General features: G+C 33.5%; 17 protein-coding genes and 1 tRNA gene. 7 read left to right on the top strand and 11 right to left on the bottom strand.

Going from position 1 to position 22,147, the window contains the following annotated elements; all coding sequences use genetic code 11:
• A partial coding sequence (locus HRU49_RS10310; protein ID WP_296356833.1) for a RagB/SusD family nutrient uptake outer membrane protein occupies positions 1–1,434 on the bottom strand: 1,434 nt, incomplete at its 3' end.
• Between the two features lie 12 nt (positions 1,435–1,446).
• Positions 1,447–4,539 (bottom strand): SusC/RagA family TonB-linked outer membrane protein, encoded by a 3,093-nt coding sequence (locus tag HRU49_RS10305; RefSeq protein ID WP_296356831.1) that lies wholly within the window; start codon positions 4,537–4,539, stop codon positions 1,447–1,449.
• 295 nt (positions 4,540–4,834) lie between these two features.
• Here HRU49_RS10305 and HRU49_RS10300 point away from each other — a divergent pair, with 295 nt between their 5' ends.
• Positions 4,835–5,854, top strand: coding sequence for a LacI family DNA-binding transcriptional regulator (locus HRU49_RS10300; protein WP_296356829.1), 1,020 nt, complete (start codon positions 4,835–4,837; stop codon positions 5,852–5,854).
• 419 nt (positions 5,855–6,273) lie between these two features.
• Here HRU49_RS10300 and HRU49_RS10295 read toward each other — a convergent pair whose 3' ends face one another.
• Both HRU49_RS10295 and HRU49_RS10290 read right to left on the bottom strand, forming a co-directional pair.
• A complete protein-coding gene (locus HRU49_RS10295) occupies positions 6,274–6,531 on the bottom strand; it encodes a PfkB family carbohydrate kinase (protein ID WP_296356827.1) in 258 nt (85 codons plus the stop codon).
• A 335-nt stretch (positions 6,532–6,866) separates the two neighbouring features.
• A tRNA-Leu gene (locus tag HRU49_RS10290) sits at positions 6,867–6,948 on the bottom strand.
• Between the two features lie 104 nt (positions 6,949–7,052).
• Here HRU49_RS10290 and HRU49_RS10285 point away from each other — a divergent pair.
• A complete protein-coding gene (locus HRU49_RS10285) occupies positions 7,053–8,441 on the top strand; it encodes a dipeptidase (protein ID WP_296356825.1) in 1,389 nt (462 codons plus the stop codon).
• A gap of 3 nt (positions 8,442–8,444) precedes the next feature.
• On the opposite strand, the gene HRU49_RS10280 is transcribed toward HRU49_RS10285, so the two are convergent.
• On the bottom strand, positions 8,445–9,833 hold the full coding sequence (locus HRU49_RS10280) for a M28 family peptidase (RefSeq protein WP_296356823.1): 1,389 nt from the start codon (positions 9,831–9,833) through the stop codon (positions 8,445–8,447).
• A 123-nt stretch (positions 9,834–9,956) separates the two neighbouring features.
• Here HRU49_RS10280 and HRU49_RS10275 point away from each other — a divergent pair, with 123 nt between their 5' ends.
• The 5 genes from HRU49_RS10275 to HRU49_RS10255 all read left to right on the top strand — a co-directional run bounded on the left by HRU49_RS10275 (position 9,957) and on the right by HRU49_RS10255 (position 15,363).
• Positions 9,957–10,322, top strand: coding sequence for a BlaI/MecI/CopY family transcriptional regulator (locus tag HRU49_RS10275; RefSeq protein WP_296356821.1), 366 nt, complete (start codon positions 9,957–9,959; stop codon positions 10,320–10,322).
• Positions 10,323–10,330: 8 nt separating this feature from the next.
• On the top strand, positions 10,331–13,336 hold the full coding sequence (locus HRU49_RS10270) for a M56 family metallopeptidase (RefSeq protein ID WP_296356818.1): 3,006 nt from the start codon (positions 10,331–10,333) through the stop codon (positions 13,334–13,336).
• A gap of 90 nt (positions 13,337–13,426) precedes the next feature.
• Positions 13,427–13,639, top strand: a complete 213-nt coding sequence (locus tag HRU49_RS10265; RefSeq protein WP_296356817.1) for a hypothetical protein — start codon at positions 13,427–13,429, stop codon at positions 13,637–13,639.
• 113 nt (positions 13,640–13,752) lie between these two features.
• Positions 13,753–14,853, top strand: a complete 1,101-nt coding sequence (locus HRU49_RS10260; RefSeq protein ID WP_296356815.1) for a DUF4407 domain-containing protein — start codon at positions 13,753–13,755, stop codon at positions 14,851–14,853.
• A 42-nt stretch (positions 14,854–14,895) separates the two neighbouring features.
• Entirely contained in the window at positions 14,896–15,363 is a 468-nt protein-coding gene (locus tag HRU49_RS10255; RefSeq protein ID WP_296356812.1) for a DUF4440 domain-containing protein, read from the top strand.
• A gap of 77 nt (positions 15,364–15,440) precedes the next feature.
• Here HRU49_RS10255 and HRU49_RS10250 read toward each other — a convergent pair whose 3' ends face one another.
• From HRU49_RS10250 to HRU49_RS10225, 6 genes are all read right to left on the bottom strand, one after another.
• The gene (locus HRU49_RS10250; protein ID WP_296356810.1) at positions 15,441–15,731 is read right to left on the bottom strand and encodes an STAS domain-containing protein; all 291 of its coding nucleotides are present in this window, start codon (positions 15,729–15,731) and stop codon (positions 15,441–15,443) included.
• A 900-nt stretch (positions 15,732–16,631) separates the two neighbouring features.
• Positions 16,632–16,910: a hypothetical protein gene (locus HRU49_RS10245; RefSeq protein ID WP_296356807.1), complete on the bottom strand. Its 279-nt coding sequence runs from the start codon at positions 16,908–16,910 to the stop codon at positions 16,632–16,634.
• A 29-nt stretch (positions 16,911–16,939) separates the two neighbouring features.
• Entirely contained in the window at positions 16,940–18,934 is a 1,995-nt protein-coding gene (locus HRU49_RS10240; protein WP_296356805.1) for an LruC domain-containing protein, read from the bottom strand.
• Between the two features lie 185 nt (positions 18,935–19,119).
• On the bottom strand, positions 19,120–19,575 hold the full coding sequence (locus HRU49_RS10235) for a hypothetical protein (RefSeq protein ID WP_296356803.1): 456 nt from the start codon (positions 19,573–19,575) through the stop codon (positions 19,120–19,122).
• A 36-nt stretch (positions 19,576–19,611) separates the two neighbouring features.
• Complete coding sequence (locus tag HRU49_RS10230) at positions 19,612–20,802, bottom strand: glycosyltransferase family 2 protein (protein ID WP_296356801.1); 1,191 nt, start codon at positions 20,800–20,802, stop codon at positions 19,612–19,614.
• Between the two features lie 904 nt (positions 20,803–21,706).
• Positions 21,707–22,147, bottom strand: a 441-nt coding sequence (locus HRU49_RS10225; protein WP_296356800.1) for an LruC domain-containing protein, incomplete at its 5' end; no start/stop codon positions are given.

Below are 22,147 nucleotides of genomic sequence, written 5' to 3'. Positions count from 1 at the left end.
TATTTCATATAACAATTCTTGTTCAGATAAAGAACCTAAAGCTGGAGTATTTCCATTACCGTTTCTTAAAGCACGTAATTCATTTACTAAACCTAATGCTGTTTCGCTAGAAGAACCTCCCCTAAATATTGCTTCGGCTTTCATTAAATGAGCGTCCGCATATCTGAAGAAAATTTCATGCTCTGTAAATCCACCATAACGCGGATTATACTTCATTACTCTAATACCAGTGACTTCATTATTGTTCACTAAACTTGCTTGACCAGTTGCAGCATCAGTAAATTCTCTTGTAAATGCTAAAGGTGCACCGGCTCTATCCTCTAATGGAGAACCATCTATATCATATTGTTGACCAATTAAGAAACCAAAACCAACATTTGAACCTTCAGTTCCAGCATTGTCCCCTGATGATGGTACACCACCACGTCTTTCTTCTTGACCATCAATAGCAGTGGATCCATCAGCTGCATATCTATTATTATTTGCATCACCTTCAAATAAATCATAATATTCTGCTAAAGTTGAGAACCCATTCCAACCTCCTCCACCAGCTGTGGTTGAGTTATAATGTAAGCCATTAAATATTCTGTTACCAACACCCGTATTAACATACCATATAGTTTCAGTATCAGCATCACTTCTAAAAATATCGAAATAGCCAGCTTGCAAACCAAAACCAGCCGCTGCAATTTCATCAACTAAATTAACAACTCTTGTCATATCAGTTGCCTCAGGAGAAGAATTAGTGTAAACATGCTTATTTAAAAGTAGTTTTGCTAACAAGTATTTAGCAGCTTCCTGCGTACCTCTTACATTGTCCCCACCTGCTGTTGCACTTGGCAACCCTGAAATAGCAGCTAACAAGTCTGCTTCAATAAAGCTAACTGCATCTGCACCTGTAAAAACTTCTGGATCTATTGTTGGATCTAGTGAAGTATCTCTAAAAGGAACTTGACCAAAGTTATCCAAAATCATGTACATCCCTAATGCTCTTAAAAAATGAGCTTGTGCAGCTGTTGTTGCATCCGGAGTTGATCTAGAATCTAAAATCTCGCTACCACCTAGCTGTAATTGATTCCATTGATTCCAAACATTTGTAATAAACGCATGATCAGGCGTCCATGAATGCTGATGTAATTGTCTCCAAATACCATTATCACCCCAGTCAGAACCTCTTGTAGGAATCAGTAAAGCGTCGGTAGTTACCTCACTTAAAGCAAAGGTATTAGCCTGATCACCAACGTAGCCTCTAATGTTATTATACATACCGTCTATTTGAGAAGACGTTTCCCCTTGATCTAACCCGTTAAACGCAGGTTCCAAGGTCGATGTTCCCGTCGAACTAATTTCTAAATCTGTACAAGCAGTTATGAAAATCATAAGAGCGACGACAGACAGTGTCTTACTTATTTTCTTTAATGTGTTTTTTCTCATAGTATTTATTTTTTAAAAAGTTGCATTAATACCTAAACTAAATGTTCTAGGTCTTGGAAATGACGTGTAATCTATTCCGGCACTAGGAATTCCATTAGCAAAAGCACCCGTGTTTGTTGAAACTTCAGGATCTAAACCGCTATAATCTGTAATCAAGAATACGTTCTGACCACTAAGTGTAAGTCTGAATGAATCAAGAGCACTATCCTCGCCTAATGTAAAGTTATAACCAACAGATAATGACTGTAATCTTACAAAATCACCTTTCTCCAAATATAAAGTAGAAACTTCTTGTGAAAGTAGGCCTAATGATTCTGAAGATCCGTTTCTTGATGTTTCGAAAGTTGGTCTATTTAAGAAAGCGTTCGCAGTGTTGTTATAGACATAAAACCCAAATTGACCTGTAAAATATGCACTTGCATCCCAATTACCTTTTCTAAAATTTAAAGATAAACCAGCATTTATATCTGGTAATGCACTTTTACCAACGAAATCTTTGTCATCAGCTGAAAAGTCAGGAACACCATCTGTTTCGGAATACTCAGCCATGTAGTAAGCGAACAAAGGCTGACCTTCTGCTATTCTTTGAGCAAACGCTCCTGTAAGCCCAGGACCATTTAATGGACCTAAATCTGCTGTAAAGCCTGGTTGTAAATCTTTGACCACATTGTCGTTGTATGAAATATTAAAATCTGCTGAAAATACAGTATCGTCAGAATTAATAAAATCATAACCTATAGTAAATTCAACACCTTGATTAACAACAATACCATCTTCTAAATTTTTAAATACAAAAGGTTGTTGTGCTGGCGCCGCAGCTGGACTTAAAAATAATAAATCACTCGTCTCTTTTCTATAAAAATCTATCGTACCTCTAAAACGATCATCGTTAAATCCAAAATCTAAACCTATATTGTAATCTGCAGTAGTTTCCCATTTTAAAGTAGGACTTGGTGTAGCAGAAGCTCCTGAACCTGGTCTTACCACAGTACCATCATTTGATATACCAGGACCTTGTAAAGACCGTGTAAAAAATGCATCAGCTGCAGCTAATCCAGATTGATTACCAACAACACCAGCACCTAATCTTAATTTTAGTGTAGATACATTGTCTCCAATAAAATCTTCTTCACTTATTTTCCATGCAAAAGCTGCAGATGGGAAATAACCATATCGCTCTGATTCACTAAATTTCGATGAACCGTCAGCTCTAAATGTAGCCGTTAATAAAAACTTATCTTTATATGTTAAATTAACTCTTCCAAAGAAAGATTGTAATTCCTCTGGGAAATTTTCAAATCTAGAATACCAAAGTGACTGGTATCTACCGCTAACGCCAGCTGGTAAGACTGCTGTATTACTAATATCTGGGGCTTCATTAACCCAACTTCCATTTTGATCATAACCGTACTGAATGTAAGTTGAACCAGACAATGCATTATTTATTGAATTGACTGAGTTTTCTAACACATCATTCATTTCCTCTAAACCAGCATTCCCAATACCCCAACCTTGCGCATTAAATCCTTCTCTTTGGAAATCTTGAAAAGAATAACCAACAAGTGCATTTAAAGTAAAGTCGTCCGATAATGCCTTATTATAATTTAATGTTGCTTCGAGTAATTTACTTGTAGCTTCTAATTCATTCCTAGACGCTTGACCAAAGTCAGTAATACGACCACTATTATTGTAGTTAGCCGAAACTGCAGAAGTCGCGACTGCATCAGACTTGTCGTAACCTAAATTTACTTTAGCCGAAAGTTCATTAGTAAAGCTATACTCTAATGAACCGTTTAGTAAGTAACGTGTGGTTTGGCCTTCACCTAAGAAGTTATCTAAAATATTTCTTGGGTTAAGTCTATTACCTGCTACAAAGAAATTTGGATCATTCGGCCATGTTGGAGGTGCTGAATATGCAGCACCAATTAAATTACCACTTGCACCAGACTGACCACTAATTTGTGGAGTCTCGTCATTCACTCTTGAAGCTGACAATTGTAAATTCACGGTTAATTTTTCGTCAAAAAATCTGTGCGACGCATTTAATCTTCCAGTAATACGTTCCTGTGAAGAATTTTCGACAACACCTTGTTGATTAGTATATGAAAAAGTACCTCTAATATTTCCATTGCCATAATTTTTAGAATAAGCCAAGTTATTATCGATAGAAATAGCACCTCTTGTAATTACATCTTGCCAATCTGTATCACCTCCAGCATCATCAAAAGAAGGAACTGGATTTCCTGTAACGGCCAATTGCTGTGCTCTATACTCACTTGCATTAAACAGATCATATTCATTAGCTGGTGAAGAATGACTAATATTTGTAGTAAACTCAAACTTACCTTCTCGACCAGATCTTCCATTCTTTGTTGTTATAATAACAACACCATTTGCTGCTCTAGACCCATAAATAGCTGTTGCAGAAGCATCTTTCAAAATAGAAATACTTTCAATATCATTTGGATTTAAGAAACTTAAAGGGTTTCTAGCTGTATCCCCACCGTCAACAATACCACCAGCAGCAGGCGTAGTTCCTTGCGTTGGTAGTGGGATTCCATCAACGACAAACAAAGGATTATTATTAGAACGAATAGAATTAGAACCTCTAATTCTAAATGCTATACCCGCCCCAGGTTCACCACTAGATTGTGTCATTTGAACACCCGCTGTTTTTCCTTGAATTAATTGTTCTGGAGATGAAATCACACCGGAATTAAAATCTTTAGATGATACCGCTGCTACAGCACCTGTAGCGTCCTGAACGGTTGTGCTTCCATAACCTATTACAACAACTTCTTCTAAAGCCGCAGCATCCTCAACTAAAGTGACATTAATGGCAGTTTGACCATTCACAGCAATTTCTTGAGTTTTAAATCCAAGAGAACTAAAAACAATAATTGCATCAGAAGCGACATTATTTAAAGTATACTTTCCATCGAAGTCAGTTTGAGTACCATTTGTAGTTCCTTTTACGATTACATTAACGCCAGGCATGGGGCCTGTTACGTCTGATACTGTACCTGTTACAGTTTGGGAATAAATAGCTCCCCCTAAAATAAAGAAAAAGCTAAATAATGCTTTCCTCAATAATTTTTGTGTCATATTCAGTCAGTTTAGTTAAAATTTAGTGTTATGAATTTACCAATTTAATGTTAATTAAATGTAAAAATAATATCTAAAAATCACTTTTTTTTCGAAAATGGCAAAAAAAACCCAAAAAAAATCTTAAAAAAAACTACGAAAACCTTTTCGTAAATTGCGTAATTAAACGATTTGAAGGAATTTTACTAACAATTATGCTAAAACAAAAATCTTAGTTGATTTTTGTTTATGTCATCAAACATCAACTATTTATAATTTAGATACTTACGATTAACCCATTTTTTTTTAAACTTTAATGACCAAAACTACGTTAAAAGAAATTGCTGATATTTTAGACCTATCGATTTCAACGGTTTCTAAAGCACTTAAAGGCTATCCAGATGTAAGTCAACAAACTAAAAAACGAGTTCTTGAACTCACGGAAAGCCTAAGTTACACACCTAATACATTTGCACAAAGCCTTAGAAGTAGAACTTCAAAAACCATAGGTGTTATAATTCCGGCAATGGTGCACTATTTTTTCTCTAATATTATTGACGCTATATTAAGAGAAGCTGAAAGTAGAGATTATATGGTCATATTAATGCAATCAAATGAAGATGCTCAGCTAGAAAAAAAACAAGTTGACTTATTGTTAAAGAAAGGTGTAGATGGAATTTTAATGTCCTTATCTAATAAGACACATAATTTTGAACATTTGCAAAAAATTATTGATTATAATATTCCTTTGGTGTTGTTTGATAAAATTGCTAAACTCGTCCCATGTTCAAAAGTAACTATTGATGATATTAAAGCATCCTATGATGCAGTGCAATTTCTAATTAATAAAGGACACCAACGTATCGCCTATTTTAGAGGAGATTTAAATCCTCAAAATTCTATCGATCGTTTTCTAGGATATAAAAAAGCCTTAGAAGACAATGATATTGCATTTGATCCTTCATTAGTATACCTATGTCCTGATGCAGATTTTAAAGATGGTTATACCGCAGCAGAAAAACTTATCAATGATCATGGTACTAGTATCGATGCAGTACACAGCATCACAGATCTTACTGCCATAGGGGCAATTAATTACTTCAATAAGAAAAACATAAGAATCCCTGAGGATATAGCAGTATTAGGATTTAGCAATTGGTTTATGTCTTCTATTATTACACCAACCTTATCGTCAGTTGAACAAAACGCCGGTAAAATGGGTGAAGAATCCATTCGTATCCTGTTTGATGAAATGGATTCAAAACAAAAGGGCATGACAATCAAACATCAAAAAATTGTTATAGATACTCAACTTGTCCTTAGAAACTCATGTTAGGACATTATTTTGATAACGGCTTTTTCTTCTAATATTGGATTAGCCCCTTTTTTGGATACCACTAAAGCACTACACCTTCAGAACTAAGTGTTACGCATACCTGTTGCGTATTGGTTTTTTTTGAGATAAACTCTATATTTTCAATTAATAAATGGGTGCCAGAATCAAGTATATCGGAAAGTTTTAGTAGCTCTTCGTCATTAAACTTAATGAGATGCGTTTCATATAAAGAACAATAACTTATCTGTCGTATAATATGGTGACCTTAAATTACTATCAAAAACTTTGAAAGCTGTGTAGTTTAAAATATGGTTAAACGTTTGATAAAATATTGACATTCTTGCAACAAGATAGCCAAATATAAACGCATGACATGATTCTACAACATATAGCATAGCCTCATTAACCTCAATAAAATCCTACGCGCAGGGCATTTCTACGCTATAACTTGCAGAACCGTTTTCATCCAAATGAACTTTAACAAGACTTGTTAGTTGATTTGCAATTACCTGTATTAACGAGGTGTCAATATTTGAGTCGTTTATATCGTCTAAAATTTCTTGACCATTTTTGTCCTTACCAACAGCATTTATCATTGAAACGGCATTACCATGAGACTGAAAACATGGGCAACATTTTACGGAGCACCCCAATTTTCTTTTAAGCAGTAAATACATCCAATAGTTCTTTTCAAAAACACACCACCTTAAACATAGTTCGCCTATTTTCGTTTGTTAATTTTTTACTCAATTCTTCCAAACGAATTTTCTTAGTCTCTAGAGCCGCAGAAATTACAACCGATAATTGAAATACCATCATAATTGCAAATACCATGCAAGCAGTACCTGTTCCCTATCAGGAATGGCATAGAACAAAACGTCCAATATTACCAAAAACTTGGAAATCACTAACAAGCACTGGTGTAGATTCAGCTAAGAAAACCTAAGTTCTTAATTAAATGCGCTAATCTATAAAATCAAAAAAGCTTCAGTATTTACTGAAGCTTTTTTTGTACAGGCGGCGAGACTCGAACTCGCACACCTCGCGGCACTAGATCCTAAGTCTAGCGTGTCTACCAATTCCACCACGCCTGCAAAAGGATTGCAAATATAAACAATACTTTATAATTTCAAACCCCATTCAAATAAGAATTATTGGTCTTTGTTTTTCTTATTTTTGTTAGAAATCTAAAGGACTTATGCAAAATATAAACTCATATATCAACGAACATAAACAACGCTTTTTAGATGAACTTATAGCATTATTAAAAATTCCATCTATAAGTGCTGATTCTGCTTTTAAAGCAGATGTTCTTAATGCCGCCGAAGCCATCAAAACAAGTCTTAAAGATGCTGGTTGTGAACATGTTGAAATATGCGAAACAGACGGTTATCCAATCGTTTATGGTGAAAAAATAATTGACAAAAACTTACCGACTGTTTTAGTATATGGACATTACGATGTACAACCACCAGACCCCTTAGATTTGTGGAATTCTCCACCATTTGAACCTGTTATCCAGTCTACAGAACTGCATCCAGAGGGTGCTATTTTCGGGCGTGGTGCTTGTGATGATAAAGGTCAGATGTACATGCATGTAAAAGCATTGGAATACATGACCAAAAACAATGCCTTGCCTTGCAATGTTAAGTTTATGATTGAAGGTGAAGAAGAAGTTGGTAGTGAGAACCTGGGCATTTTTGTTGCCAATAATAGAGAAAAATTAGAAAACGATGTTATTCTGATTTCTGATACTGGAATGATTGCTAAAGATGTACCATCAATTACAACAGGATTACGAGGCTTAAGCTATGTTGAAGTTGAAATTACAGGACCTAATCGTGACTTACACTCGGGATTATATGGTGGTGCCGTTGCTAATCCAATTAATGTACTTACCAAAATGATTGCATCGCTTCACGATGAGAATAAGTATATTACAATACCAGGATTTTACGATAAAGTAGAAAATTTATCTGATGGTGAACGTGCTGAAATGGCAAAGGCGCCATTTTCTTTAGATAACTACAAAAAGGCACTAGATATTGATGCTGTTTATGGTGAAGAAGGATATACCACCAACGAACGTAATTCTATTAGGCCAACATTAGATGTTAATGGTATTTGGGGAGGCTATACTGGAGAAGGAGCTAAAACTGTAATTGCCAGTAAGGCTTATGCAAAAATCTCTATGCGCTTGGTACCACATCAAGATTGGGAGGAGGTAACCGAATTATTTAAATCGCATTTTGAAAGTATTGCGCCTGCTGGAGTCAAAGTAAAAGTGACACCGCATCATGGTGGCCAAGGCTATGTGACACCTATCGATAGCATTGGATACAAAGCAGCTTCAAAAGCCTATGAACAAACTTTTGGCAAAACACCAATTCCTCAGCGTAGTGGAGGAAGTATTCCTATTGTATCTCTTTTTGAAAAAGAACTTAATAGTAAAACCATTTTAATGGGATTTGGTTTGGATAGCGATGCTATTCATTCCCCAAATGAACACTTTGGAATTTGGAATTATCTAAAAGGTATAGAAACCATTCCATGGTTTTACAAGTATTTTACGGAACTTAAAGAATAATACTTATTCTTTTACAATTTTAATTGTAGAGGATTTAGTCTGTGATGCTATTTCAACAAAGTAAATACCTGAAGTCAGATCATTAACATCGATTTCTAGGTAATCTTTTTTGGTCTTAAGTGTTCTTAATTTTTTACCCGAAATATCATTTAAAGTTATATGAAGACTTAATCTAGATTGGTTTTCAATCTTTAAAATATGTGTCACTGGATTAGGATAAACCCTAATGTCATTGGGATTGAATTCTTCGGTTGATAACACCGAAAAGCTTACACAAATACTGCGTTCAACACAACTTCCATTACTTACTTCAACAGCATAGTTACCTGATGTTACTGGTGTAAACGTTTGATTAGTTTCACCATTAATAGGTGTATTAGTATCGCAATTAATCCATTGGTAAGATCCTGACGTTTCATTTGATGCTAATTCTGTTGGAGACTGTGTCAAGGTATTATCTAAACTTAGTAATCCTGCCTTAGTTGCAAAATAACCAGTAACTAGCTTAGTTAGTTCTGTCATGTACTGAAAATCAATATCATCTACCCGATCACCAGATGTATGATAATCTGGTGTTTGATCATTAGTCTCCCAAGACTCACCAACTAAAACCGCCGAATAGCCTTGGTTCCAAAAACGAGAATGATCACTAGCTGTAGTTCCAGGATTAACAACTATAACATTTAAATTAAAGGTATAGGTGTTTAAAATACTAATAAGATCATCCTTAATTCCAATTGAATTGGCAATATTTCTAACATCAATATCAAATTCATTATCGCCAGCAGTTCCAGGCGCATCACCATCATAACCAATCATATCCATGTTTATAACTCCAAGAATATTGTCTCTGGTATTACCATTAGTTTCATCCACAGCCTCTGAAGCATAAAAATTAGCGCCACGCAAACCTATTTCTTCTTCATCCCATAGTGCATAAATAATGGTATTATCCGTACATTGTGTAGACATAATTCTAGCAATTTCAATAACTGCAGCGACACCAGTGGCATTATCGTCTGCACAATACGTGGTTACCGAATCGTAATGAGCACAAACCAAATAAATATTATCAGGATTGGTTTGACCTAATTGTGTGGCAATGACATTCTTTCCGGACGTATTGAAATTTTGAAACTCAACCGTAAGATTTGGAAATGCTTCTAATCGTTCTTTAATAAAGTCTGCAGCCAAGTCATTATTATTATATACACGACTCGTTATGGTCTGTAAACTACCATTAATCATGGTAGCTTGCTCACCGGATAATTCAGAAACAGCAAGCTGTAAATTAGCATTACTTACCTGATTCATAAGATCTTGGATGGACTGACTATAAACCAATTGGCTTAACCCAAAAACAAAATAAATGACCGTAAAAATGCGCTTCATATAAACTAATTTTCTTCTTCAATTAGAACAAATATAGGGATTTGTAAATGTGCTTTAGTTTTAAATTTTGATTTTAAAATAATTTATTCTACATTTGTAGAGTTAATTCTAATATTGTAGAACATGCAACTTTCCAAAACAGAAGAACAATTAATGCAATACCTCTGGAAACTTAATAAAGCTTTCATGAAAGATATTTTAGAAGCATATCCAGAGCCTAAACCAGCAACAACGACAATAGCAACATTATTAAAGCGTATGATTGGCAAAGGGTTTGTTGCTTACAAAACCTATGGGAAGTCAAGAGAGTATTATCCCTTAGTAAAAAAGGAAGATTACTTCTCTAAGCATGTTAATGGTCTTATTAAAACCTTTTTTAATGACAGTGCCTCACAGTTTGCTTCATTTTTTACGCGTAAAACTGATTTAACGAAAGAAGAATTGGAAGCTTTAAAAGCTATTATTGATCAAGAAATAAAAAATAAGTAATCATGGCTATGTATTTATTAAAATTTTCGGCTTGCTTGTTAGCACTCTGGGTGCTTTACGTGTTGTTTTTAGAGCGCCAAAAGATGCATCGATTTAAGCGTTTTTATTTATTAGGATCCTTTGTGATGGCCTTGATTATTCCAATGTTTACTATTACCGAATACATAGAACCCGTTGTTAAAAATTTTGAAATCACGCCATTATACCTTCCTATTGAGGCTTCTGTTATTGAGCCTGTTACAGAAGAAAATCCAATTGTTGATTTGACAACAGTACTATGGTTAATCTATGGTTTGGGCGTTGCAGTTTTTAGCATACGCTTTGTTATGAATCTTAGAAGACTCTACAATAGTATTTCTAAAAATTCTAAGATTCAAAACAAGAATTTTATTTATATACTTTTAAACAAATACCGCATTCCACATTCGTTTTTCAGTTATATTTTTCTTCATAAAACAGCTTATCAAAGTAACGAAATCCCTCAAGAAGTTTTGTTACATGAGGAAACACATGCTAAACAACTGCATAGTTTAGATATTTTAGTAATTGAACTATTACAAATTGTTATGTGGTTTCATCCTTTAGTATATCTATTAAAGCATCACATTAAATTAAATCACGAATTTTTAGCCGATGAAGCTGTCCTTAATGAAGGAGTGGACTCGTCTAGTTATCAAACTATTTTATTACAATTTTCAACAAACACTCAAGACTATCAACTCTCGAGTGCCATTAATTATTCATTAATCAAAAAACGATTTACAGTTATGAAAACACAAACCTCAAAAACACGAATCTGGTTGAGTAGTTTATTACTATTACCTGTCTGCGCTATCTTATTTTACAGCTTTGCGGAACGCGAATACGTACAAAAAGAAACTAATGATTCTATTGATGCTATTGCAGAAGAATTAAAGGAAGCTAATAAACTCGATCTAAATTATGTTGATGGTGCCTCAGCAGCATTAATGAATGAATACAAAGCATTTTTAAAATCCTACAATGACACTAAGGTCATTTATAATGAAAAATATGAACGTGCTAGAATCATTTATGATGACATCATGTCTGACAGCCAACGTGCATCCGTAGATAAATATCCTGATCGTATGATACCAAAACCAAATTTGTCTAAAACCAAACCTAGAAAACCAACTGAAGCACAATTAGAAGACTTTAAAGATGCCAGTAAATATGCTATTTGGATAGATGGCGAGCATGTTAGTAATGCTGTGCTAAACACCTATAACGTCAATGATTTTGTACATGTTACCGGTTCCATTGTTCATAAAAATGCACGTAGTGACAAGTTTCCGCAACCTAATCAGTATCATTTATATACCGAAAAAGGATTTAAGTTTGTCTATCAGGATTCGCAATTACGTAAATATAAAAAAGTAACTCAGACGTATTCTAATGCTATACAAACCTATCTAAAAGGATCACAGACAGACAATTCTGAGCTACGAATTTTAAAAGCAAAAGCAGATAAAATCTATAAGTCTTTCTCTAAAGAAGAGATTAAAAAAAATAATATTTTACCTCCTCCACCAGTACCAGCTGAAAAAAAAATAACTTCTCAAAATCGTAACTCAAAGGGTGGTCCTAACGTTGGGGATGTTCAAAACGTATATAACCCTTCATTTTCAGAATATATCATTGAGATGGAACAACTTGGCGCTTCATTCTATTTAGATGATAAAAAAATCTCATCCAAAAAGGCAAGAACTATTGCTCAAGGCAATTTGGGACAATGCACTGAAATGATAACTCAAAAAGATGATAATGGAAATTATTTGGTGAAACTATCAGTAACTGATTCAAAAAATTATCAAGGAAAAGTTACAAAAGAAGAGATGGCTGGTTATAACGCATGGGCTAAAAAGATTCATTCCGAAAGCAAGAAACTATCTGGAGATGCCACTTGGTATCCCCCAATTAATGAAGAAGGTTTTAAAAAGTTTACAAAGGTCTACAACCGAATGTCGGCTCAACAGAAAAGTCAAGCTGAAACCTATCCTTTTCCAGGACTTGATGGAAATACGAATAAGCAACAGCAAACCAAACTACCACCACCTCCACCTCCTATTCCAGAAAACGCAAGTGCTGAACAGCGTAAAAAAATGCAGAACACTATAAACGATTACGAGGCAAAGTACAACAGAAAAGCACATACAGCTAGGAATTTAAAAACTGGTGACACTTATAGTATCATAGCTAATGATGAACCCTATGATACCAAAAGAGTACAAGAAAAAGCCACTAAAAAACAGATCGCTGAATATAATGCTTGGGCTAAGGAAATAAATGACAAAAACAAAGCAGCAAAAGCCAATAAAAGTAACGAGTACGCAATAATAAAATTAAAAGAAGTGAACTATTATAAAGCAATTTATGATAAAATGACAGATGCCCAACGTAGAAATGCACAGCCATTCCCGGATGCACCACCACCGCCTAAGCCCCATCCTGGATACGATAAAAAAACAAAAAAAGGTCTAAAGGCCCTTAATATTCAAAAAACTGAGAACAGTAAAAAAGAGAAAAAAAGTGAATCTGAAAGCAAGGAACCCAAATCTAACAGTCCTTGGAAAATAAGTGCTGGAGTAACTGCTGTAGAGTATATTGCTAGCAACAATAATTCTTATGATTTAGGGGTTACCGAATACAAAAGCTCAGACCCGACTGTTGCGTTCAATCGTTCAAATAAAAAGACATCTGACGATTATATAATCAGATCCATTATTCTTAAAGCGAGTAAAAAACAAACCAAAGCTTTAGAGTATGTCCTCAACGGTAAGACCACCAGTGCAATAGTCATTGAAAAATATATTAAGGACCAACCTGAATCAGATGTTAGCTTTAGATCAGGAAAAACAACAAACACCTTGTCTTTTTCAGATAAAAAAGGTGACAAGATGACTCTAGCCCAATTGCAAAAGTTGTATTCATCTTTATTTATGACCTACGACAAAGAACCTAACAAAATAATTGCCACACCGGTTAAAACATAATCAAATACTCAACTAAAAGTACTGCCAAAAAACCATGTTAATGGTAATGAACTGATAAATCCAAAAATCTCAATAACAAAAACAGAATTAATGAAATTTAAGTTAACCTTGTCTAATGGAACAGTTAGTAATTTTAAACTTAAAATTCCTGGTATAAAAACCGATCTAATAAAAGGCAATACCATTTCTAGCACAAGTATTAAGAATCTTGAAATTTTTAATGAAGGGACCATTGCTATTTTTGATATAAAAGATGATAAAAACAATAAGCTCCCTCCAATTATCATTGAATTAAAAACGTAAATCTTTAATCTAAAATTTAAATAGCCTTCTCAAAGAGGCTTTTTTTAGCTGAAAATGTAACAAAACCTATGCTTAAGCGTTCTAATAGTCAATCAATCAAAAAACGCCTAATCATGCTAAAGCAATTCTTTATTCTATGTTCTGGTGCGGATACTGATATTTTAAATGATTGTTCGATTGGAGAACAAAATAAATATGCAGGTATTGGTGCTACCGTTTTCTTTACAGCCTTAATGGCAACTATAGCGTCCAGCTACGCTTTATACACTGTATTTGATAATCTTTATACAGCTGTCTTTTTTGGAGTTATTTGGGGATTACTCATATTTAACCTAGATCGTTATATTGTTTCTACCATTAAGAAAAGAGATAATATTCTTGACGAATTATTACAAGCCATGCCTCGTATTCTCTTGGCAGTTATCATTGCTGTTGTTATTTCAAAACCCTTAGAACTTAAAATTTTCGAAAAGGAAATCAATCAGGTCTTATTAGAACAAAAGAATGACTTAACCCTTGCCAATCAAAACCAGATTGCGCAACAGTTCAATCCAAAAATTACGGATTTAGAAAGTCAAATCTTAGGACTACAATCTCAAATCGACACCAAAGAAGCTGAAGTTAATGCGCTTTATGACACTTATATTACAGAAGCTGAAGGTACCACTGGCACTATGAAATTAGGAAAAGGTCCTGTTTACAAAGAAAAACGTGAAAAGCATGATGCGGCACGCGCAGAATTGCAACAGCTCAAAACAGACAACAAGGCAAAAATAACAGCTTTAGAAAATGAAATTATAGCACTTCAAGGAAATTATAAAGCTAATGTGGCCGAGTCTCAACCTGTCATCGATAATTTTGATGGTCTAATGGCACGTGTTAATGCCTTAGGGAAACTACCTTGGTTACCGTCATTTTTTATCTTTCTACTTTTTCTAGCAATTGAAACTTCACCAATCATAGCCAAATTATTATCACCTAAAGGTACGTATGACTATAAATTGCAAGATCAAGAAACAGTTGTTAAAAGTTGGACAGAACAACAAATGGCAGAGCGTAAACTATTACTGCAAACCGATAACGATATTAACAACAAGGTCTACATGGAAATTGCCGACGAGGAAGAAGTAATAAACTATAAACGCAAAAAAGCGAGAGAGCTAATGCAGCACCAAGCAGATGCCTTTTTAAAAAAGCAGAAGGGTATTCTTTAGTTATTAGTTCTTATTTTTAAGATTGAAACAAAATTCAATCTTATGAAAACCATTTTCAAAGTATTTCTACTGGTATTAGTTACGAGCTGTATTTCTGTAAAGGCAGCTATAAATTCAGATGACGACACCAATATTTCTGATCATAATGCCGCAGAGGCTGGCATAAGGCTAGTTATGGAACAACAAGAACGTGATTGGAATAACCATGACCTTGAAGGTTTTATGGAAGGGTATTGGAAAAGTAGCGAATTAAAATTCTATGGGCCAAATGGACTTACCTTGGGTTGGAACAATACACTTGAACGATATAAAAAAGTTTATCCTACTAAGGCCGAAAGCGGTACTTTAAACTTTGTTATTAATGATATTTCAAATATTGAACGCGACAGCTATTGGGTTATGGGAGAATATTACCTTAAAAGAGACGTTGGAGATGCCGACGGAGTATTTATAATTATTTTCAAAAAGATTGATGGTGCCTGGAAAATAGTAGCTGACATGTCTTGTTAAAAAAAATGTTTCCGAGGGTATTAATCTGTCAGGAAGAACACTTATCGGAAACATTAAATGTAATATAAAACATGTAACTAAGCAGCTACTGTATTACTTTCTTGAGTTTTAAAATGATCGTAAAGCTCTTTACAACCTATACCTATAATTGATAATCTTTTAGATTTTGTGATAGATTCGTTATGTAATCTTGCTAAAGCCATAACCCCAGCTCTATCAATACTTTCAACGCTTTCAATATCTAATAAGATATCATCTAAACGGTCAAAAATATTAGAAAAATGCGCGTTAAAAGTTTTAAGATTGAGTTTATTTAAACTCCCCTTTATCTGAAAACGATTGTTGTAGTTTGTAATTTGTAAATCCATAATAAATAATGTTAATTCATTAATAATAGTTTGGGCTATTAAACTGTAAATTTGGTGCTATTAATGCTTAAGGGACAATCTAATATCCGACTAATTATGGTCAGTTAGAGATAAAATCGACAAATGGTAATTTAGAATGGATTATTCGGGAAATCATGTTTATTTATTCGATAAACAACATGTTTTCAAATAGATAGAACAGCTCTATTTAAGATATTAAATTATCTGAATCTTAGCTTTCTCAGATGATTTTCAAAGTCTAATGGCCCATAAATAATTTTTGACAACACAAAATATTTATCCAGAAGGTGCTTCGGTCATATTTCTAATCCTTCATCCCAATTTGCACAAACCTTATGCATGAGGGTTAAGCCGTCTGCACAAAACACAGATGTCATTACCTCATTAGAATTAAAAGGTATGGCTTTAAAAACATATTTCTAGGTAGATTCAATATCTAAGAATTTAAAAACTGTTAATTCTTGAAGTTATAAATTAATTGTTGGAGGTTGCGTCAATAAGGTAAACATGAAATGATCCATTTTAAGTTTTTAAAACTAAATACCAATCTATGTTTTAGAACTTACAATTATGGTGAGCCTATATAAGGAGAGCAACCTTTTCAAAAAAATGACTTTTTAGAACACTGGAGGTTTATCTAAAATCTTGAGATATTTAAACGTTGCTTTTTTACAATTATCTATTCCTTTAAGATTTACCGTCCAAAACCATTTTTTAAACGAACGGAATATTCTCATTATAAATCTAGAATGACCTGACTTTGACAGTAACTTTTATATTGCGATTTTGATGTAAGTCTAAAACCATAGTAAACAATAAGACAATATATATCCTTTACTTTAATTTTTTGAATATAGCTTCAATTTTTTTAACCTTTTTTTAAGCAGCATGATGTGTTTTTAAGTCATCATAAAGCTTGTAAGACTTGTATCCTATAATAGAAAAAGGCCTGCTTACTAACTTAGAATTATCAAATAACTGCCTTAAAATCCAAAAACCTGATTCATCTATTTCTGAGACATTTTCTATATTTACAATTACTTCACTGCGGTGTTTCAAAAGTAAATCTATATGGTTTTTAAAGGCCAATGCAGCCTTAGTTTTAAGTGAACCCTCTATAATAAACACTCCATTTTTTTCTTTAATCTGTATCGCCATAATTCACATTTATATTGGTTAATATTATTTTAATTGTCTATTAAGTTCTCATTCCTAAACCCTGGATTATCTTTATACCAATCAGTGTAAGTAGCACCACCGGAAGTAGCCCAATCCACAAAAAAATTATAGGCATTATCTATTCTTACATTTTCCTTTGGTACCTTAAAATCGTGAATAATGCTAATACCCCAAGGCATTCCATTATCGGAAATAAAGTTCCCATCTACGTCGGAGTTAATTCCTTCAGAAATACTAACATTTGTTCCTAAATTAGTTCTATCTCTATTAGGAAGATGGACCTCTTTGTGCCGTTCTTGATTAATAATTATGAATGGATTAAACGGAGCCACCCCTAGTTCAGAGGTACTTACAGGTGCTGTCAACGTTATAGAAACAGTCCTTTCGTTTAAAAAATTGTCTGCATTATCTGTAAGTATAATTACTGCTTTGTTTTGATTAGCTTCAGTTCCATTTGCATTAAGGGTTATGTAATCCGAGCTATAGGTTGTACCTGTGACACTTTCAACTTGATTTGGCAATAAACCATCTATCTCTATCCCAAAACCATTATCGTAACCAGCACCATTAGCTTTTACTCGACAAATGAAATCAACTTGGACAACGTCATTATCTGAATTTAAAATAACAATCGCTCTGTAACTAAATGCAAGATCATTAAAATCGTAGTCACCATATGTCGGCCATAGGTCTTCAAATGCAATAGTTCCTTGTCCGTATTTACTAGGCGTAAAGACTTCAAATGCTTTTTCTGAATCATCGGGATAGGAATCTTCCGAATCGATTACACCATCTCCATCTGTATCTGTTGTATCTACACTATCAGAATAAACACGTAATGTGGTTAAATCATTTATGGTTCTATTAAAATTAGTATTATTTCCAGCATCCACACCATATTGATATTGCCATCCTCCTGTTGTTGTATCCATAATAATCAGACTTGAATTTGAGCCGCTATTAGCTAGCCATAACTCTTGGTTAGAATCAATAGTCATTGATGTAGGTTCAAATGGTAAATTGTCTGCACTAATTCTAGTTGCTACATAATCATTATTTTGATTTAATTCAATCCTGTAAAGCCCTGAAAATGTACAAACGTAGATAGTCCCATCTTCTGCAAAATCAATATCACCACCATGTGTACTGTGTAATCCTAGAATCTGCCATGAATTCAATATCGCACCAGATATTGGGTCTATTGTGAACAAAACTCCATTGTTATCAGAGAAATATAATAAATTGTCGCTTGAATTATAGGCTAACCTAGGACCTCCCATTCCTAAGTTGGCTACTGTAGACCATTCATCATTTACAATGGAGTATCTCATCAAAGGATGTGGACTTGATCTTCCGATAGAGTATAACATTAAATTTTCTTGATCTATCGCTGCAGTCCAGCTTCCCATGGGCATCTCTGATATCATGACATAATCACCATTAAGTGGATCTACTTGAAACATTTCTCCTTGACCGTTGACACAATACAAATAATCATAAACATCATTTCGCTCTAATTGTGCAGCATTTCTGCCAGTTGAATTTTGAAATGTATAGTTGACTTCGCCATTCACAACATTAACAAATTCACCAGAAAAGTTTAATCTATTATTTCTTCGTATATAGACTTTTTTACAATATTTTGGTAAAGTAACTAATTGCTCTAAAACACCATTTATAGGCATTCCTTTAAGCACTTGTTTGTTGATGATATCCTCTCTGTAGACATCATCAGTTACCGTATTACCCGACTCATCTATGAAAGTTTTTGTCCCTAAAAAATTGGGGTCATTTGAAGTTACAAAAACCTCATATATAGCGTTAGAATTATCATTTATTCTTACTTTAACACTCTCATGTGTACTGTAATCGAAACCAGTAGGAACGTCTATCCAACTACCTAAATTTTCATTTTCAGGCAAGTCATTATCTATTTCTGGTTGAGCACAAGTAAAAAAGGCTATTAGAGTAATTAAACTCCCGATTTTTATTAATTCTTTCATTTTCCCTGATTTATTAAAATATTTAAACCCTTTATTTATTATAAATTTATGGGGTTCTATTGATGAGTTATGAATTTTTCTTTACCATGGCTTATTTATAGGACAGATAACGCTTTACTATCGATAAATAGTAAATTAGAGCATATTGAAATCTTAGTCAACTAAAAAACACTCTGAGAATCGCACTAAACAATCAAATTTGCTATTATTTTCTCTAAATATTCTGATATAGAAAAGAGGCTTTGATAAAAAGTCGGCTTTACATTTTTATTATTTTTCTCTCTTTTATTTAAGGCTATAATAGTCTCTTGATAATCCACAAATTTTTCCAATACACTCAATACTTTTAAGTGGTCTAACTCTGCGATATATCCAATATATTTCAAACTAAATTCATTCTGTAAAAATCTTGCACCTGCCCTAATTGAAGCTAAACTCGTTTTTTTCATTTTTGCATTAACAACGTTGGTATTACTACACTGATCTGCAATTTCAGTAAGGGTTTCATAGACTTGTACATCATTACTGCTGCATACCAAGCACACCTTAACATCATTCATATTATTTATGGATGATGTTAAAGACAATTTATGTGCCTCACTCTTAAGAGTATTAATTACTACAATTAATCCTACATACATTTTTTTCTACTATTTAATTAAGTAAATTCTTCTAATCTAAGTTGCTCTTTTGGCGCGTTCCCAATTAACCGATTGATTATGACCTATATATCTAAAAAAGCCTAATATCACTGCTAAATTCATAATGAAAAAGTAGTATGGTACAAATAAAAACTTTATTCGTGTAGTATTATTTTCAAGAAACCAACCCAAAAGCGCAGAGACATACATGGTAATTTGTAACCAGAAAATAATATTATAAAACACAAAGTTGCTTAAACCGTCCATGGAAGCTAAACTAAAAGAAACAGGAATTAACAGTAATAGACATAAAGGTGTTAATGTCCAACGCAAAACTCGATGAGAGATATACTGAAATGATAAAAAGCCATACTTAAAAACATTTAATAAAGATTTTAATCTGACGACCGATTGAATACCCCCTGCCGAAATTCTAATTTTTCGCTTTAACTCCTCTTTGACATTAGCTGAGGCGGTTTCTATAGCATATGCTTCGGGATTATATTGAATCATATATCCTTGTTGAGCTATCCTCAGGGAAATGATGAAATCATCTAAAATGGTATCAGGTTCTACTTCCCTATATAATTTCGTTCTTATAGCAAATAACTCCCCCGCCGCTCCTACAGCTGAATACAATTCTGCATCCCATTGTTTTAGTCTTGATTCATACTTCCAGTATAAGCCTTCCCCAGCACCTGCTGCTGTATCACTAGCTTTAGCAACAATTCGTTTTTCCCCAGAGACACAACCTACTCTATTATTATTAAAACAATTAACTATATGTCTAATAGAATCTACTCCTAAATTTGTATTCGCATCGCTAAAAACCACTATTGGTGTGTTGATGTGAGGCATAACTCTATTGATAGCATTGATTTTACCTTTTCTTTCATTGTGATGAAAAAGCTGAATATTATCATAAGCCCCTAACATTAGATTTGTCCCATCACTTGAACCATCTGTCACCCAAACGATTTTAAGTTTATCTTTAGGATAATTAAGACTCATTGTATTTTCCATTTTTTGATTAACATAGTCTTTTTCATTGTAGGCCGGAATCAAAAGAGTAACACTTGGTAACGATTCTAAAATTATCGTGGTATTGTTCTTACAAAAAAATAAGCGTTTAATTTTTACCATAATCCAGATGAGAATACCATATCCTATGTAGGTATAAAGAACTATAAATAATAATATCCAAAACAATATTTTTAAAGTTTCCATAGCAATGTTTCTAATGTAAAATTAGCCACAGAATTCATGTATTTTAAGATAATTCTTTCATACTGCATTCACTATAGATGAATAACCCTTTAGTTTCGATAGATGGTTAATTGACGTCTTGACAAGGCTTAACACCTCAGATTCAGGGGCTTTTGTTAATGAAATTATGATACTTTAATACTCTGATAGATATATTTACAACTATTTTTACTACAGCTAAATAGTCATCGCAATCATTAGGGTAATTACCAATAGTAATTTCCTTAATAGTGACATCAAGTTATTTAATAAAAGACAGCAATTGGTCTACTTGATTGTTATCTAAAAAATGTACAATGCAATACAGATATAAATCCGACATTTTAACTATTTCGTCTTGATAACCCAACACAAATGTATCCCAATCAGATCCTTGAAAAGCTGATCTCCTCTGGAATAACGATACTATTATCTTTATCATTAAACATACTAATATCGCGCCCTTGACCAATCATAATACTGTCCTCATTATACTTTGAACTGTAGTCTACAATAGTCTTTGTTGTTTACGATAACCTCTTTATTTTCTATGAATATCGGCTCTAGACGTGCGACTAACGTTTTCCAATATGATACTCTAACCAAATTTTCGCTCAGGCAATACTTGTATAGATCTGGCTAAATCTCTTTTGAATGACGCCCACGCCGAATAATCATTGAACAACAAAACATTTTATGAAAAGCGAAAAGGAAAGGCTGAAATAGAAACTATCTTTATTAGTTATTATGCTTTTTTTAAATAATGAAAGGCTGAACATCTACCAATTAAATATTAGATTTTAAATACCAAAATTTAATAGATTTCTATATTTTAATCTATAGTTCTAAACTCATATTTTAAACCCTTGATTTAAATTTAAAAATTCTAGTTCTCCAACAAATTCTCATTTCTATGACCTGGATTATCCTTATACCAATCTTTATGATTATTACCGCCAGAAATAGCCCAATCACTAAAATAGTTATAAGCATCATAAATTCTTACGGATTCTTTAGGAACTTTAAAATCATGAATTATACTTAATACCCAAGGAAAACCTATATCGGATATATAATTACCGTCAGGATCTACATGCATTCCAATAGTTTCTACTAAATTTTGGCCTAGTTGAGTTGTTGTATTATATGGAAGGTGTATTTCATGCTCTCTAACTTTATTTGCAATTAAAAATGGTTTAAATGGAGCCTCTCCTAGTGCAGCAGTGTTTATTGGATTCACAAAATTAATTGTAATGGTTCTCTTAGTAATTAAATTATCCGCATTATCTGTAAAAATTACGACCACATTATCTTGAGCACTTTCTGT

Origin of the sequence: Winogradskyella sp. (assembly GCF_013213975.1) — a bacterium.
GTDB lineage: Bacteria > Bacteroidota > Bacteroidia > Flavobacteriales > Flavobacteriaceae > Winogradskyella.
This window is presented reverse-complemented; position numbering and strand designations above follow the sequence as displayed.

What these genes read in the sequence shown, in the direction of transcription:
- HRU49_RS10235 (WP_296356803.1), bottom strand. Translation starts at nt 19,575, where the DNA reads ATGTATGTAGGATTAATTGTAGTAATTAATACTCTTAAGAGTGAGGCA.
- HRU49_RS10275 (WP_296356821.1), top strand. Translation starts at nt 9,957, where the DNA reads ATGCAACTTTCCAAAACAGAAGAACAATTAATGCAATACCTCTGGAAA.
- HRU49_RS10285 (WP_296356825.1), top strand. Translation starts at nt 7,053, where the DNA reads ATGCAAAATATAAACTCATATATCAACGAACATAAACAACGCTTTTTA.
- HRU49_RS10300 (WP_296356829.1), top strand. Translation starts at nt 4,835, where the DNA reads ATGACCAAAACTACGTTAAAAGAAATTGCTGATATTTTAGACCTATCG.
- HRU49_RS10255 (WP_296356812.1), top strand. Translation starts at nt 14,896, where the DNA reads ATGAAAACCATTTTCAAAGTATTTCTACTGGTATTAGTTACGAGCTGT.
- HRU49_RS10240 (WP_296356805.1), bottom strand. Translation starts at nt 18,934, where the DNA reads ATGAAAGAATTAATAAAAATCGGGAGTTTAATTACTCTAATAGCCTTT.
- HRU49_RS10265 (WP_296356817.1), top strand. Translation starts at nt 13,427, where the DNA reads ATGAAATTTAAGTTAACCTTGTCTAATGGAACAGTTAGTAATTTTAAA.
- HRU49_RS10295 (WP_296356827.1), bottom strand. Translation starts at nt 6,531, where the DNA reads ATGTATTTACTGCTTAAAAGAAAATTGGGGTGCTCCGTAAAATGTTGC.
- HRU49_RS10250 (WP_296356810.1), bottom strand. Translation starts at nt 15,731, where the DNA reads ATGGATTTACAAATTACAAACTACAACAATCGTTTTCAGATAAAGGGG.
- HRU49_RS10280 (WP_296356823.1), bottom strand. Translation starts at nt 9,833, where the DNA reads ATGAAGCGCATTTTTACGGTCATTTATTTTGTTTTTGGGTTAAGCCAA.
- HRU49_RS10305 (WP_296356831.1), bottom strand. Translation starts at nt 4,539, where the DNA reads ATGACACAAAAATTATTGAGGAAAGCATTATTTAGCTTTTTCTTTATT.
- HRU49_RS10270 (WP_296356818.1), top strand. Translation starts at nt 10,331, where the DNA reads ATGTATTTATTAAAATTTTCGGCTTGCTTGTTAGCACTCTGGGTGCTT.
- HRU49_RS10245 (WP_296356807.1), bottom strand. Translation starts at nt 16,910, where the DNA reads ATGGCGATACAGATTAAAGAAAAAAATGGAGTGTTTATTATAGAGGGT.
- HRU49_RS10260 (WP_296356815.1), top strand. Translation starts at nt 13,753, where the DNA reads ATGCTAAAGCAATTCTTTATTCTATGTTCTGGTGCGGATACTGATATT.
- HRU49_RS10230 (WP_296356801.1), bottom strand. Translation starts at nt 20,802, where the DNA reads ATGGAAACTTTAAAAATATTGTTTTGGATATTATTATTTATAGTTCTT.